The organism is Shewanella sp. SR44-4 (assembly GCF_014163715.1).
In the GTDB taxonomy this organism is placed as follows: Bacteria; Pseudomonadota; Gammaproteobacteria; order Enterobacterales; family Shewanellaceae; genus Shewanella.
On sequence record NZ_JACJDU010000032.1, the window covers coordinates 1 to 15,543 of the forward strand.

The 15,543-nt window shown below is 36.1% G+C and carries 12 protein-coding genes; all 12 read left to right on the forward strand.

Annotation, left to right across the window (positions count from 1 at the left end):
* Positions 1–707, forward strand: a 707-nt coding sequence (locus H5125_RS14560) for a lipopolysaccharide biosynthesis protein (protein WP_182744590.1), incomplete at its 5' end; no start/stop codon positions are given.
* Positions 708–907: 200 nt separating this feature from the next.
* On the forward strand, positions 908–1,999 hold the full coding sequence (locus H5125_RS14565) for a hypothetical protein (protein ID WP_182744591.1): 1,092 nt from the start codon (positions 908–910) through the stop codon (positions 1,997–1,999).
* The gene (locus H5125_RS14570) at positions 1,999–3,063 is read left to right on the forward strand and encodes a hypothetical protein (RefSeq protein WP_182744592.1); all 1,065 of its coding nucleotides are present in this window, start codon (positions 1,999–2,001) and stop codon (positions 3,061–3,063) included. The genes H5125_RS14565 and H5125_RS14570 overlap by 1 nt, the downstream gene beginning before the upstream one ends.
* Before the next feature lie 19 nt (positions 3,064–3,082).
* The gene (locus H5125_RS14575; RefSeq protein ID WP_182744593.1) at positions 3,083–3,763 is read left to right on the forward strand and encodes an acyltransferase; all 681 of its coding nucleotides are present in this window, start codon (positions 3,083–3,085) and stop codon (positions 3,761–3,763) included.
* 11 nt (positions 3,764–3,774) lie between these two features.
* Entirely contained in the window at positions 3,775–4,881 is a 1,107-nt protein-coding gene (locus tag H5125_RS14580) for a glycosyltransferase family 4 protein (RefSeq protein ID WP_182744594.1), read from the forward strand.
* A gap of 143 nt (positions 4,882–5,024) precedes the next feature.
* Positions 5,025–5,570 (forward strand): dTDP-4-dehydrorhamnose 3,5-epimerase, encoded by a 546-nt coding sequence (gene rfbC / locus H5125_RS14585; protein WP_182744595.1) that lies wholly within the window; start codon positions 5,025–5,027, stop codon positions 5,568–5,570.
* Positions 5,570–6,625, forward strand: a complete 1,056-nt coding sequence (locus H5125_RS14590) for a DUF1972 domain-containing protein (protein ID WP_182744596.1) — start codon at positions 5,570–5,572, stop codon at positions 6,623–6,625. Before rfbC ends, H5125_RS14590 begins: the two co-directional genes overlap by 1 nt.
* Positions 6,626–7,035: 410 nt before the next feature.
* Positions 7,036–8,115 carry a UDP-N-acetylglucosamine--undecaprenyl-phosphate N-acetylglucosaminephosphotransferase gene (gene wecA / locus H5125_RS14595; protein ID WP_182744597.1) on the forward strand — a complete coding sequence of 360 codons (1,080 nt, stop codon included), beginning with the start codon at positions 7,036–7,038 and terminating at the stop codon, positions 8,113–8,115.
* A gap of 138 nt (positions 8,116–8,253) precedes the next feature.
* A complete protein-coding gene (wecA, locus tag H5125_RS14600) occupies positions 8,254–9,327 on the forward strand; it encodes a UDP-N-acetylglucosamine--undecaprenyl-phosphate N-acetylglucosaminephosphotransferase (protein ID WP_182744598.1) in 1,074 nt (357 codons plus the stop codon).
* A gap of 2,310 nt (positions 9,328–11,637) precedes the next feature.
* Entirely contained in the window at positions 11,638–12,744 is a 1,107-nt protein-coding gene (locus tag H5125_RS14605; protein ID WP_182744599.1) for a polysaccharide export protein, read from the forward strand.
* A 41-nt stretch (positions 12,745–12,785) separates the two neighbouring features.
* Positions 12,786–13,220, forward strand: a complete 435-nt coding sequence (locus tag H5125_RS14610; protein WP_182744600.1) for a low molecular weight protein-tyrosine-phosphatase — start codon at positions 12,786–12,788, stop codon at positions 13,218–13,220.
* A gap of 14 nt (positions 13,221–13,234) precedes the next feature.
* Positions 13,235–15,466: a polysaccharide biosynthesis tyrosine autokinase gene (locus H5125_RS14615; protein ID WP_182744601.1), complete on the forward strand. Its 2,232-nt coding sequence runs from the start codon at positions 13,235–13,237 to the stop codon at positions 15,464–15,466.
* The last annotated feature ends 77 nt before the right edge of the window (positions 15,467–15,543 follow it).

A 15,543-nucleotide genomic window follows, 5' to 3' on the forward strand; every position in this document is an offset into this window, starting at 1 on the left:
CATTACTGTTATCAGAATGCTTTAGTATTTATATTATATGGATTATTTTTTCTGTAAATAAGAACCTATCTATTCCTAATGCTTTTTTCAAAAAAATGTTAGATTATTCATTGCCATTAATACCAGCAAGTATGTGTTGGTGGTTATTAAGCGGTGGTATTATATATATGGTTTCGCTTTTATATGGTGATAAAGCGACAGCTCAGTTTAATCTAAGTTATAAAATTCCTTCTTTTGTTATTGTTCTATCAAGCTTAATTTCTGCAGTATGGCAATCTGAGTTTTTAATTAGATTTAATAATAAAACGTTAGACTCAGGTTTTATAAAATCGAGATGTAATCTTTTTATAATGATATCTGCTTTTCTATGTTTAGGTTTTTTTGCATTCTCAAATACTATTATATACTTTTTTTACAATGAGTATTTTATGGGGTTTTCAATATCTATCCTAATTAGCATTATAACTGTTTTATATGCAGTAAATGCATTCATTGGCATGCAATATATTATTTCATGTAATACAAAACGTGATTTTGTAATATTGTCCATCGGCTCTGTAATTACGATGTTTTCAGGTTATTTATTTGGGTTTTATCTAGGAATACAAGGTTTATTATTCGGGTATATCATTGGGTTGGGTTTTATTCTTTTTGTTAGAATGAGAGATTTTTTAAATTGGCAGAATTCATTTTCTTGTAATGAATAATAAATTGTAGAAAGTTGATTAGGTTTTTAATGATAAATGATAAAAGCAAATCTTATAACCTTATAAGTTCAATCTTATTAATAGTTTTCTGCTATATTTTATTTGAAAATTATTTTGTAGTTTCAATGAAAACAAATGGCCTCGATAAGCTATATTATTCATTCTCACTATTCAAACTTGTCTTCTTATACGGTACTTTTTTGATATTATTACTCTCCGGTATTTTGAAAGCCAGTTTTGAGATAAGAACAAAAACATTCTTTGTTATTTTATACATAGGAATCTTAATTTATATAGGGTACTTTGTAAAAGGTAATGGAACCATGGTAATGTTAAGTATTCAGAATATGTACTTCTGGATATTCTTATTATCGTTGTTATATGTGCTACCAGGTAAACCTCATACTCAGTTCTTTAAAACTTTAATGCCAGTAATGGTAGTTTGCTTGTTGATCCATTTTATATATTCATTGTGGATACAAACTTTATTTAATGGTGATTATAATTTATTTTATTTCTACGAACTATATTCAAATCTTGAGATGTTTGGTTCGTGGAATCATCTTAAAGATGGTGATGTAAGAGCATATGGTTTCTTTGGTAGCTCAACTGGGTTATCACAAGTTTTGTTAATACCAATATGTTATTTAATTGCTTGTTGTATGTTGAAGAAAAAATCAAAAATATTGTATTTTCTATTTTTTATAATATTCATATATTTTCTTTTCATTACAAGAATTAGAAACCCAGCTCTTTCATTATGCTTTGTTGTACTTTTATTAAGTCTTTTAAAACTTTTAAAAATAAGCAGTTTTAGATCAATAATTGTTGTTTTTGTATTCCTTTTTGTTTTTAGTTTTGCTATTGCTCCCTTAAGTGATTTATTGGGTATTGGCGATCTTTCGTCACAAGCTAGAACACCTATGTTACTAAGCTTTATCGATAACATAACTGCTAATCCAATGGGATATGGTATTGGTTCAACTGGTAATTTAAAGGCATATCAATTTTTTTACGAATCGTCTTTTGCAACAATAGTAAATGATTTAGGGTTTTTCTACAGTATTCCTCTGTTCTCATTTTTGCTTATTCTAATAGCTTCATTCTATAGAGTTTACTTATATGGTACCCCTACGCATAAATTGATCGGCTTGACTGGTTTTCTGTCATTATCATCACTTTTTTTTCTAATGAACTATTCAAATATTTTTGATTTCACACTAAACATATACATTATATTTTTGTACTCTTGTTTTAGTGTTTTTAAAATTGATAAGGTAAGGCTTCAATAATGGCTGTTAATAAAAAAGTACTATATATTTCACATATTGATTGGAATTGGATAAAACAACGCCCACAATTTATCGCTGAAGGTTTAGAAGATAAAAATATTAATGTTAAAAAAATGTATCAATTTTCTTTTTCTCGAAAACTTTTACAGAAAAATGGTAAGCGCGTTGATAAAAATTTGTTTCCATTTTTTAAACTTCCTTTTTCTAATCGAAGTGAATTATTAAATCGTGTTTCTACTCATTTATTGAAGCTATATTTCAGGTTCGTGATTTTACTTTTTAAACCTGATTATGTTTGGTTAACTCATCCTACTTTAATTGCTTATATTCCAGACAGTCGAAGTTTTAAATTAATTTATGATTGTATGGATGATAATGCAGAATTTCATGAGAAAAATTGTTGGCAGTACAATAATATTACTAGGTTCGATAAGGCATGTATAAACTCGAGTGACTATGTATTCTGTACCAGTTCATGGTTACAAGAAAAAATAGCTAATAAATATAATATTAAAGCATCGCTATCTCGTAATGCATTTGGTGGAAAGATAATTACAGAAGAGGTTATACCTCCAGCTGAAGTAAGAAATATGGCTTATTTTGGTACAATTTCAAATTGGTTTGACTTCGAATCTATTTTATATGTTCTCGAGCAAATACCAGATTTGACTGTAGACCTTTATGGCCCTATTGAATCCGGTGTTATTATTCCTTCCGCTGCTAGATTAAATTATCGTGGAGTAGCTAATCATTCAGAACTTTTTTCTATTTCGAAGGGGTATAGTTGTTTATTAATGCCTTTTACTTTAAATGATCTTGTACTGGGGGTCGACCCAGTTAAATTATATGAATACGTTAATTTTGGAAATAATATTATAAGCGTTCAATATGTTGAGGTTGAACGATTTTCTCCATTTGTTCATTTTTATAATACTAAAGATGAACTAAAAAATATTATCATAAATGGCTTAGGTAAAAAATATACAGAAGAACAACGGATCCAATTTATTGATAATAATTCATGGTCAAATCGGGTTGATAATATTTTGAGTGTAATAAATTGATCATTTGTGGTAAATAAATATGATAGTTAAAAAGTTTATTGAATTTATGGTTTTAAAAATTAAAGGTCGTACTTTCGAAATTGATGAGAACGTCGACGATTTGTATTTAATTAATTTATCTTTGTCTCAGTTTTTTTCGTTGATGAGAGGCCTTATAAAGGTAAGGAAAATAGTTTTTCTTGGGCAAAATGTTAAGGTATACGGTACTAAAAAATTAAAAATTGGTAAGGGTGTTTCAATATCAGATTTTTGTATCATTGATTCCTTAAGTGTCAACGGTTTATTTTTGGGTGATGGATCAAGTATTGGTCGTTTCGGTATCGTTAAAGTTAGCGGTTCTTTGGCTTATATTGGAGATAATATTACCATAGGTAAGAACGTAGGTATTGGTGACTTCTGTCATCTAGGGGGAGCCGGTGGTGTTTCAATTGGCGACGATACTATTATTGGAGCTTATTTTAGTGTTCACCCTGAGAATCATATTTTCGACGATAAAGAAATTTTAATTCGTAATCAAGGTGTTACTCATCAAGGTATTTCAATCGGTCCCAATTGTTGGATAGGAGCCAAGGTCACCGTACTTGACGGAGCTATAATTGGTCCTAGATGTATTGTTGCAGCAGGTTCAATTGTTAAAGGCTCTTTTCCTGAAGGCTGCGTAATTGGTGGCGTACCAGCAAGAATTTTAAAAGAAATTTAAAAGAAATCAAAATGAAAAAAAGTGTAGATATTTTTTACGTTCATTTATTTAATGACTTTAGTGGTAGTCCTAGAGTATTTAGGGATGCTATAAACAGTGGTATTAGCAAACCGAATAATACATATGTACTTACAAGTAAGCATAGAGGCTTTCTTGATGGTATTAATGCGAGACGGATTAATTGCTTTTATGCACGAAGTAATAATCGTTATATTCAACTTTTCTATTTTTTAATATCGCAGCTTTTTTTATTCTTCCAGTTATCTTTTTGGTTGATCGGTAATAGGCTAAAAAACCGAAAGTCAACGGTGATAATTAATACTATGCTTCCATTTGGAGCTGGGGTGGCAGCAAAATTATTTGCTACCAAAGTGGTGTACTATGTACATGAAACACATATAAAACCAGATTTACTTAAAGCTTTCTTACGATTCTTTATACAACATTGTGCTACAAGTGTAATATTTGTTTCAAAATATCTTCAACATCAAGAAAGTTTTGATAAAATTGTATCTGATGTTATTTATAACGGTTTACGAACAGATTTTATTCCTTCCAATGATCTTGATTTTCGCTCAAAGTTTGAAAGGAAACAGTTGTTTTTTGCCGGTTCGTTAAAAAAATATAAAGGAATATCACAATTAATTTCACTTGCATTAAGTCTACCTAAATTTAACGTTGTTGCAGCTATAAATTGCGAAGGTTATGAATATGATGAATTTATTGCTGGCAACACGATACCAAAAAATTTAATAATTCATGTTCGTCCGTCTAATATTCAACAGTTATTTCAGGAGAGTTTCTTAGTATTAAATTTATCTTTACCTGAAGCGTGGACTGAGACTTTTGGTTTATCGCTTTTAGAAGGTATGGCATTTGGTTGCCCAGTAGTAGCTCCAACTGTAGGAGGTCCTGTTGAATTCGTTAATAATGAAAATGGCTTACTCGTTGATGCTAGGAATACAGAAAAAATTGTTGAGTTTGTTTTATATTTAAATAGTTCTTTTGATGTTTGGAATCGATATTCTAACGAAGCTTTATCCATGTCAAAAAAGTTTACTGCTGAAGAGTATAAAATGGCTTTGATAGCATATTTTGAAAAGTTTGATTTAGTTTGATTCAGTTTTTATTTTAAAGATTTTTGCGTAACTTCTATTTGTAGTTTTAGTATTTATTACAATGAAAATTAGCTTGAAAATAAAGTTGGACGAATAAAATAAATATATATTTTAAATTATAATAAAAAATAAGAGTAATAACTATGAAGATCATAGCTACAGCAATACCTGAAGTTAAAATAATTGAGCCTGAAGTTTTTGGTGACGACAGAGGTTTTTTTATGGAAACTTGGCAACAAGGCAAATTTGAAGAACTTATTGGCACCGGCCCTATTCAGTTTGTTCAAGATAATCATTCAAAATCTATGCATGGTATTTTGCGTGGACTGCACTATCAAACCCAAAATACCCAAGGTAAGTTAGTTCGTGTCGTTTCTGGAGAGGTTTTTGATGTTGCCGTTGATGTTCGGAAAAACTCACCAACTTTAGGCCAATGGGTAGGAGTGCTACTCTCAGCTGATAACAAACGTCAACTTTGGGTGCCTGAAGGATTTGCTCATGGTTTTTACGTAACGAGTGAAAGTGCTGAGTTTGTTTATAAATGTACTGATTATTATAACCCAAAGTCTGAGCATTCTATTATTTGGAATGATCCGGATATCGGCATTATTTGGCCTTTAGTTCATCAGCCGATTCTTTCAGAAAAAGACAAGTCTGCTACCAGAATGAAAGATCAGGAATTACTTTAATGATTAAGGTTGCAGTCGTTGGTACTGTTGGTATACCTGCTTGTTATGGTGGGTTTGAATCGCTAGTCGAAAATTTAACATTGTATAAGTCAAATGAGATTGATTATACTATTTTTTGCTCAGGTAAGTCTTACGTCGACAAAGTATATACTTATAACGATGCTAAATTAGTTTATTTGCCATTAAATGCGAATGGTATTCAAAGTATACCGTATGATATTTTATCATTAATTAGATGTTGGTTTTTACGGCCTGATACAGTACTAATATTAGGTGTTTCTGGATGCCTTTTTTTACCTATTTTTAAGTTTTTCTCTAAAGCTAAAATCGTCACTAATATAGATGGTTTAGAATGGAAACGTGATAAATGGAACAAATGGGCTAAGAGATTCTTAAAGTTTTCAGAATCAATAGCAGTTAAATATTCTGACGTGATTATTACTGATAACAAAGCCATTGGCGATTATGTCGACGTTGAATATTCAACGGACAATGTTGTTATTGCTTATGGAGGTGATCATGCAATGATTGAAGGTATCGACGTTGGCCAAGAACAAGATTACTACTTATCATTATGTCGAATAGAGCCTGAGAACAATGTTCAAATGATCTTAGAAGCGTTTGTAAATAGTGATAAAAAGTTAAAATTTGTTGGGAATTGGAATTCTAGTGAATTCGGTAGAGAGCTCAAAAAAGAATTCTCAGACAAACCAAACATTGATGTTATTGATCCGATATACGATATTAAACAGTTGTTTATGCTAAGAAGCGAATGTAAGGGCTACATTCATGGACACTCTGCTGGAGGCACCAATCCCTCTTTAGTCGAAGCTATGCACTTCCAAAAACCAATTTTTGCTTTTGACTGTAAATTTAATAGGTACAGTACCGAAGATCTGGCGGTATATTTTTCCTCATCACATAATTTGAATAGCATGCTGACAGAGGTGACTACTGATGAGTTATCAGCTATTGCAGTTAATATGAAGCAGATCGCTGAAAGTCGTTACACATGGAAAATTATTAATCAGATGTACGAAGAGACATATTTATAATTTCTAGTATATCAAGTTCAACAATAAGATTATATCAAATTAAATAATGAAGATGGAAATATTTGTCTTCATTATTTTTTAATTAAAGACTGTTTTGAGTATGATTATTCTACTAAACGATAAGTTTTTTGAGTATTTTTATATTAGCTAATTAATCATATTATAGCGTGGATATTCAGTTTAAAGACACTCCGGATTGTTTTCACCTAAAACAGTTATGGTATGTCATGTTTATTGTGTGCTCCTGTATTACATGACGATTTAAAACTGATTACTATAGGCTTTGTTACCACCTGTCTAAAGTTTATTTTGTACGTTTTTGAGTCGAAAACGTATTTATTATTTCGCGTAAATAATTTACGTAATTTTTAGGCGAGCTCAACCAAATTTTATCTAACACTGAGTCATTTATGTCCATGAGTTTGTCTTTATTATTTGTATTCTGTGCTTCTTTCACCAGTTTGTTCATCTTCAGAAAGTTAGCCAAACGTTTTGGCTTAGTTGATAAGCCTAACGAGCGTAAGTTGCACGTAGGTCAGATCCCTCTAATTGGCGGTATTTCAATTTACTGCACGTTAATGATCGCCTTGTTTGCGCTTTTTCCTATTACCAACGCTTTACTTCTTTACGTTGTATGTTCGACAGTGCTAATTGTATTGGGTGCCCTAGATGACAAATACGATTTAAGTTTTAAATCGCGCCTAGTGGTCCAAGCTTGTATTTCACTTGCTATGATTTTGATTGGTTACAAAAGTTTGCATTACCTTGGCGCTATGATCAGCGATACAGCCTTAGTCATCCCAACTTACTTGAGTTATATCGTAACCATTTTTGCCGTAATAGGGGCAATCAATGCATTTAATATGGTTGATGGTATTGATGGATTATTAGGTGGGCTTGCTTCAGTGACATTCTCCGCGCTTGGTTTAATGTTTTATCTCGCTGGAAACGACTATTTAGCGCTTTACTGCATGTTGTTCGTTGGCGCTATGCTGCCCTATATCATGCTTAACTTAGGCTTTCCGTTTGGTCGTCGTTTCAAAGTATTTATGGGTGATGCTGGCAGCATGTTTATCGGGTTTACTGTTATTTGGTTGTTGATTGAAGCAAGCCAACCAGATAATTCTTTGGTTATTCGACCTGTAACCGCATTGTGGTTTATTGCCTTGCCTCTTATGGACATGGTTTGTACAATGACGAGAAGAATCAAAAAAGGTCAATCACCTTTTAAACCTGATAGAGAGCATTTGCATCATATTTGCCAGCGTATTGGAATGACTTCAACAATGTCACTCTTGGTAATCTGTTCATTTTCCGCAATTATGGCTATAGTTGGTATTCTGTCGGATTTGTATCAAGCACCTGAATTTATTATGTTTATTTCTTTTCTACTTGTTTTTGGTGTTTATTTCACCGTGATTTCAAATATTTGGCGCATCACGTCTTTTTTGCGCAAACATTTTCTGTTTACCTTACCATCACGCGATTAATTAATATTTATCACCAATCGGATTACATATGTGAAGTATAAGGTGTATTATTTTCTGGATCAGGTAAGTGGTCTGGATCGATAAGTGGTAAAGTTTCGTTTTGTATTTTGAGTTTTGTATGTGCTTAAGGATGAGGTGATGGATTATTTTGTTCCGTTTATAACAGCTTTTGTGTTGAGTTTTGCGGCTATTTTAGTTTTTAAGCCCATTGCTGCTAAGGTTGGCTTGTTAGATTTACCTAACGAGCGTAAGTGTCATGATGGTGCTATACCTCTTATTGGTGGTATAGCCATTTTTTGTAGTATTTTCTTCGCTTCAAGTTTATTTATTCAAGCTAGCCAAACGCTTAATTTATATCTAATTTCCTCCTCAATGATTCTTTTTATAGGCGTTTTAGACGATCGCTATGATTTGTCAGTGCGTTTACGTCTTGTTGCTCAAGTTATTACAGCATCTATTTTGGTTTTTGGTGCAGGTTTTTATCTAACAACACTAGGCGATATTTTTTACTTTTTTGAGTTTAAACTGGGTTACGTTGGTATTTTACTCACCATAATCGCTGTTATTGGCTCAATTAACGCCTTTAACATGGTTGATGGTATCGATGGTTTAGCAGGAATGCTTAGTTTAGTCACTTTTACATCATTGTCTGTGTTATTTTACCGTGCTGGTAATGATTGGTTTTTGCTGCCATTACTGTTTGATGCCGCTATCCTTGCTTATCTATTTTTTAACCTTCGTTGGCCTTTTATATCAGTACAGAAAATATTTATGGGTGATGCGGGCAGTATGTTAATTGGGTTAACTGTAGTGTGGTTATTAGTACTAGGTACTCAACCTTATAACGTACATCATGGGGTTAGCATTAATGAGCCTGTATTCTCTCCAGTAACGGCTTTGTATTTGATTGCTATTCCGTTAATGGATATGGCCGCGATTATGTTTAGAAGGTTTAAAAAAGGCTTATCACCTTTTAATCCAGATCGTGATCATCTACATCATATTTTTGAGCGAGCAGGTTACAATCGTAAACAAACCCTCATCAGAATTACTTTGTTGTCATTGTTACTTTCTCTGTGTGGTTTAGCAGGGGAGTTTTATCTGGTTCCTGAATGGATCATGTTCAGCTCGTTTATCGCTTTATTTATTATTTACAATTGGGCCCTTGCCCATGTTTGGCAGATCATTACTTGGCTAAAACGTAGCGACTAAATTGTCTATCGCTATACTCTTTATTTGCTAATATTTTTAAATGATTTCGTCAAAAGATGTTAAATGAATCTTGTTTTTACGATTACTTATTAGGTATTCGTATGTTGTCTTTAATCGATGCCTGAAAACCAGCCATAGGTTAAATATCATCGAATCTTGCTGTTGTTAGGCGTTATTTGAGTAAACCTATGCTTGAACAGCTAAAACACCAACGGGATCGAGGATTAAATTCAGTTAACCGAAGCCATTAGTATGTTGATTTCGCAAGATGGCGTAGTAGTCTTTAATATAATGGGTCAGCAGCACTATTATGGAGACAAGCTAAGCTCCCCTCGCATGTATGCATTTGTTGGGTATGCATTACGTGAGGACAAGTTAGATTCAGTGTTTAGCCGTCAACCTTATAAGCAGGACATCTTTCTTCTTATTCATGATATAAGAAAACTGAAATTGCTAAAGTAGAAAAGGGTGTATCAGTCGGTTTCGGTTAAAATATGCAATTACACTGATAAAATAAATAGTTAACTACAGACAGATTAATTAAAAACGCCAATAAATGTGTATTTTTGCTTCAAAAAAAGGATATTGCATCAGCAATATCCTTTTTTTATGACTAAAAATAAATACAGCAAGTCTAATATCTAATTGTAACCGTTATTGTAGGCTTATCATGATGATTAATTAGGGTTTAATACTGTATATTAGTTTTTTTGGCTGTAGTGTTTCTGTCACGTAACCGCAATATAATGGCAAAATTAATCACAAGATTGTCATTTCCGTCTGTAAATTACAGAAATTTTAAGTATAATCAGCGCTCAAAATGCATATTCGACGTAATTTAGTCGTAAATGCTTAAAAAATGGAAGTTTCGTTGAAGTTTTAGGCATGCTGGAGCCGTAACCTATGGGCGGTAGCGTGTCTGAAGATCGCTCTAGGCTCTAAGCTTTTGTTTTCTAGGCCGCTTCGCGGCTAGTGCGCTTCGCTTCTAGATCGGACTTCGTCCTGCTAGGAACTGCTTCGCAGTAAAGATTTTATAGAAGCGCCCTAGAGTCATAGTGCCTAGGCCGCTACGCGGATAGTGCGCTTTGCTTCTAGGGCGGACTTCGTCCTGCTAAGGACTGCTTTGCAGTTAAGATTTTATAGCAGCGCAGCGCCCTAGAATCTAGTAGTTAGGCTTTTGTTTCTACGCCGCTTCGCGGATAGTGCGCTTCGCTTCTAGATCGGACTCCGTCCTGCTAAGGACTGCTTCGCAGTTAAGATTTTATAGCAGCGCAGCGCCCTAGAGTCATAGAGCCTAGGCCGCTACGCGGATAGTGCGCTTCACTTCTAGATCGGACTTCGTCCTGCTAAGGACAGCTTCGCTGTAAAGATTTTATAGCAGCGCAGCGCCCTAGAATCTAGCAACTAGGCTTTTGTTTTCCAGCCTTTTGCTCTATTAGAAGCGCAGCGCTCTAGAATCTAGTAGTTAGAGCGGTATCAGGCGATATCGAACAATAAATAGCGAATGAGCCCCTTTGGCTTGTCGACTAATCTCCTCGAATAAATAATGGATTATGTTCACTCAATTCTCATAAGAAACATGGCAACGCCTTTGTTCCTTAACGAGTCAGCTAATCCTAAAATTATAAAAACGATAATAAATGAACTAGACTCTAGCAGTTAGAGCGGTGTCAGGCGGTATAGAGCGATGACGTGCGATAGCAATCTAACATCTAGGCTTTTGCTTTCTAGCCTTTTGCTCTACTTAGAAGCGTAGCGCCCTAGAATCTAGCATCTAGGCTTTTGCTTTCTAGACTCTAGGCCACTACGCGGATAGTGCGCTTCGCTTCTAGGGCGGACTTCGTCCTGCTAGGAACAGCTTCGCTGTAATGATTTTATAGCAGCGCAGCGCCCTAGAGTCATAGAGCCTAGGAAGCTACGCGGATAGTACGCTTCGCTTCTAGGGCGGACTTCGTCCTGCTAAGGACAGCTTCGCTGTAAAGATTTTATAGAAGCGCAGCGCTCTAGAGTCATAGAGCCTAGGCCACTACGCGGATAGTGCGCTTCGCTTCTAGGGCGGACTTCGTCCTGCTAGCGACTACTTCGCAGTAAAGATTTTATAGCAGCACCATAGAGCCTAGGCCGCTTCGCGGCTAGTGCGCTTCGCTTCTAGGGCGGACTTCGTCCTGCTAAGGACTGCTTCGCAGTTAAGATTTTATAGCAGCGCAGCGCCCTAGAATCTAGCATCTAGGCTTTTGCTTTTTAGGCTTTTGTTTTTTAGCGTTTACCCTTAATTCATTACAAAAAATTTAAATAAATTGGAATCATACAATGACGTTTAGTTACAAAACACTCATTACATCATTTTTGCTTGTATCTGTGTCGGGTTGCGCCATTGTTCCCGGCAGTCATTTTGAGGGGATTGATTCTGGTGATCAAACAAGAAGCCTCGAACAAGACTTAGACAAGGTCAATATTCAAATTATTGATGCATCATTAATAGCACAACAAAAACAACTTCGAAAAAGTGCTAAACCGATGTCCAGTTATGCAGGTATCGATACTAGCAATTATAACTATAAGTTAGGAATTGGTGACGTACTAACCATAGGTGTATGGGATCACCCTGAGTTAACCATTCCTGCTGCGGTTCAACGTACAGCCGAGTTTGATGGTTTTAGGGTACAACAAGATGGCACCGTTACTTATGCTTATGCACCTAATATTCCTGCGGTAGGTAAAACCGTCAGACAATTACATAAAGAATTGGTTGAACGGTTAAGTAAAGTCATAGCAGACCCACAAGTCGATATTAAAGTGGTTGGTTTTAGAAGCCAAAAAACCTATATCACTGGTGAAGTCACCCAACCGGGTGTGTTTCCTATTACAGAAATTCCATTAACCCTTATTGACGCATTAAACCAGGCGGGCGGCTTATCAGAATCCGCCGACTGGCGCACTGTTACATTTACTCGAGGTGAAACCACTGAGATTATAGAGTTAGACAAGTTTTATGCCCAAGGCGATATATCACAAAACCGTTTACTTCAAGACGGCGACATCGTGCATGTAAACCGTAACGATGCGCAAAAAGTGTTTGTATTAGGCGACGTCAAAAAAGCCGGTACGGTAATGCTGAACCGTTATGGCTTAAACCTAGCAGAGGCATTAAGTGATTCAGGCGGACTAAACGAAAACACCGCCGATGCTAACGGCATATTTGTACTGCGTAAACGCGATTATCAACAAACGGGTATTTTAGCCGATGTCTATCAACTACATGCCAAAAACATTGCCTCGTTGGTACTGGCTGAACAATTTGAGTTACAACCACACGATATTGTGTATGTAACATCTGCACCATTGGCCCGTTGGAACCGCGTAATCAGCTTATTACTGCCATCGGTCGCGACATTAGATCAAATTGATGGTATTTAAAACTAATCAATCAATGTCTACTCCGTTAAGGACTTTACACCATGTTTGATTCAGTATTAATGGTTTGTGCAGGCAATATTTGCCGCAGCCCAACCGCTGAGTATGTATTAAAAAGCAAGCTTATCGATAAAAATATCACCATCGCATCAGCAGGATTAACCGCGCTAGTCGCTAAATCAGCTGACGCCATGGCGCAAAAAATTGCCTTAAGCCATGGCGTAGTAATGGACACCCACCAGGGGCAGCAATTGTCGTCGCAATTAATTGCCACTAATAGTGTCATTCTTGTTATGGAACAACGCCATTTAAACGATGTTCACAGTCGCTACCCTGAGGCGCGTGGCAAAACGTTTTTATTAGGGAAATGGATCAATAATGCAGAAATTCCCGATCCGTATCGCCAAAGCCAAGAAGCCTTTGAGCATGTGTACGCATTAATCGATAGCGCATGTAGCGCTTGGCAAAAATATCTATAAGGAATGGCAACTTAATGAGTGCTCAGCCTACAACAAAAAAAACTGATAACCTTGCTCAACAAGCACAAGAAATCGATTTAATGGCATTGTTTGGCGCCTTGTTAGACCGTAAATATTTTATTATCGGTTTAACAGCGTTATTTATGTTCGTCGGCGTTGTGTATGCAGTGTTATCAACACCTGTATACCAGGCAACTGCGATGATCCAAGTAGAAGACAGCGGTTCATCTGTGCCTGGTTTGGATGATATGGCGGGAATGTTCGAAAGCACTTCAACAGCCGTGACCGAAATTGAATTATTAAAATCTCGCTCGGTGATTGGTGAAGCAGTCGATAATTTAAAGCTAGATGTTATTGCTGAGCCAAACCTATTTCCATTTATTGGTTCCCGTTCATTTCGTAAATTTGCGCCTATGAATGAAGGTGACCTAGCCGAGCCCAGTTTTGGTGCCAGCAGTTATGCCTGGGGCGGCGAAATTATCGATGTATTCCGTTTCGATGTACCAAAATCGGCCATAGGCTTAGGGTTTACGTTAGTCACTCTAGAAAACAACGCAGTAGCGTTATTAAACGGCGATGGCGAACAAATTCTCAAAGGCAAAGTGGGTCAAGAGTTAAGCAATGCAAAATTTAGCTTAACTGTGCGCACGTTACATGCTCGACCAGGTACAGAATTTACAATCACGCGCCAAGATAGATTGAACACCATTCTAGATTTACAGGTGGCAATAGGTGCTAGTGAAAAGGGTAAAGACTCAGGCATTATTAACTTAAGCTTACAAAGCGACAATCCGAGTTATGCCGAAAAAGTATTGGATAAAGTTGCGGCAATTTATGTCCGTCGTAATGTTGAGCGAAATTCTGCTGAAGCACAAAAATCATTAGAGTTTTTGGAAGTACAATTACCTGAAATTAAAAAGCAACTTGAATTCGCCGAGCAACGCTTTAACGATTATCAAATAAAGCGTCAGTCTATTAACATCACGTTAGAAACCCAAGGCGTGCTTGAGCAAGTTGTTGCCCTAGAGACAAAATTACAAGAGTTAGAATTAAAACGACTAGAAATAAGCCGTAAGTTCAAAAAAAATCATCCTACTTACCAGGGCTTAGTCGAGCAAATTAGTGCAGTTAATGATCAAAAGAAAGAGCTTGTGGGACAGGTAGGGAATTTACCAGAAACTCAACAAGAACTGTTACGTTTAAAGCGCGATGTTGAAGTCAGTAACGAGATTTATACCATGTTACTGGGTAAAACTCAGGAGCTGGATATTGTCCGTGCAGGTACCGTCGGTAATGTGCGCATTATTGACTCTGCTGAGGTCAACACCTCCAAACCAGTAAAGCCTAAAAAAGCCTTAATCGTGGTTATGGCTACTATGCTGGGTGGCATGTTAGCCATTGCGATTGTGTTAGTGCAAAAAGCAATGTATCGCGGCGTAGAAGACCCTAGCGAGATTGAAGCAATCGGCTTACCAGTTTATGCCAGTGTGCCGTACTCCGAAAATCAACAAAAGCTTATGGGCTTCGGTAAATCGAGTAAAGCTAAAGCGGCTGCAAAGGCTAAATCGATTTTAGCCATAGACAATCCGGCCGATTTATCCATTGAGGCCCTACGAAGCCTCCGAACCAGCTTACATTTTGCCATGATGGAAGCTAAAAATAATATTATTGCTATCTCTGGCCCAAGCCCAGGGGTGGGTAAATCATTTATTTCGGTAAACTTAGCCGCAATACTGGCCCAAAGTGGCAAAAAAGTACTGATTATCGATGCTGATATGCGCAAAGGTTATTTACAAACTCAGTTTGGACTAAAATGGGATGATGGCTTAAGTGATTACTTATCTGGCCGTTTAACCTTAGAACAGATCACCAAACCAAGTAAGATTGAAGGTTTAAAAGTCATTACTCGCGGACAAATACCACCCAATCCATCCGAATTATTAATGCACACTAATTTTAGCAAGCTAGTCGAAGAGGTAAGCGCTGCATACGATTTGGTTATTATAGACACTCCACCAATATTAGCGGTAACCGATCCTGCTATTGTCAGTGCCCACACTGGCACAACGTTATTAGTTGCTCGCTTTGGTCAGAATCATCTGCGTGAAATCGAATTGACTCGTAATCGCTTTGAGCAAAATGGTATCGACGTGAAAGGCGTGGTCTTCAATGGTGTAGTCAAAAAAGCCAGTAATGCATATGGGTATTATGGATATTATAATTACGAATATAAGTCGGATAAGTAAGAGCGCTAAGAACTCATTGGGCTAGTTGTTAGGAGTGGCTTTGTCAAACTAGCAATAATAAGCTGTCTATAAGTTAT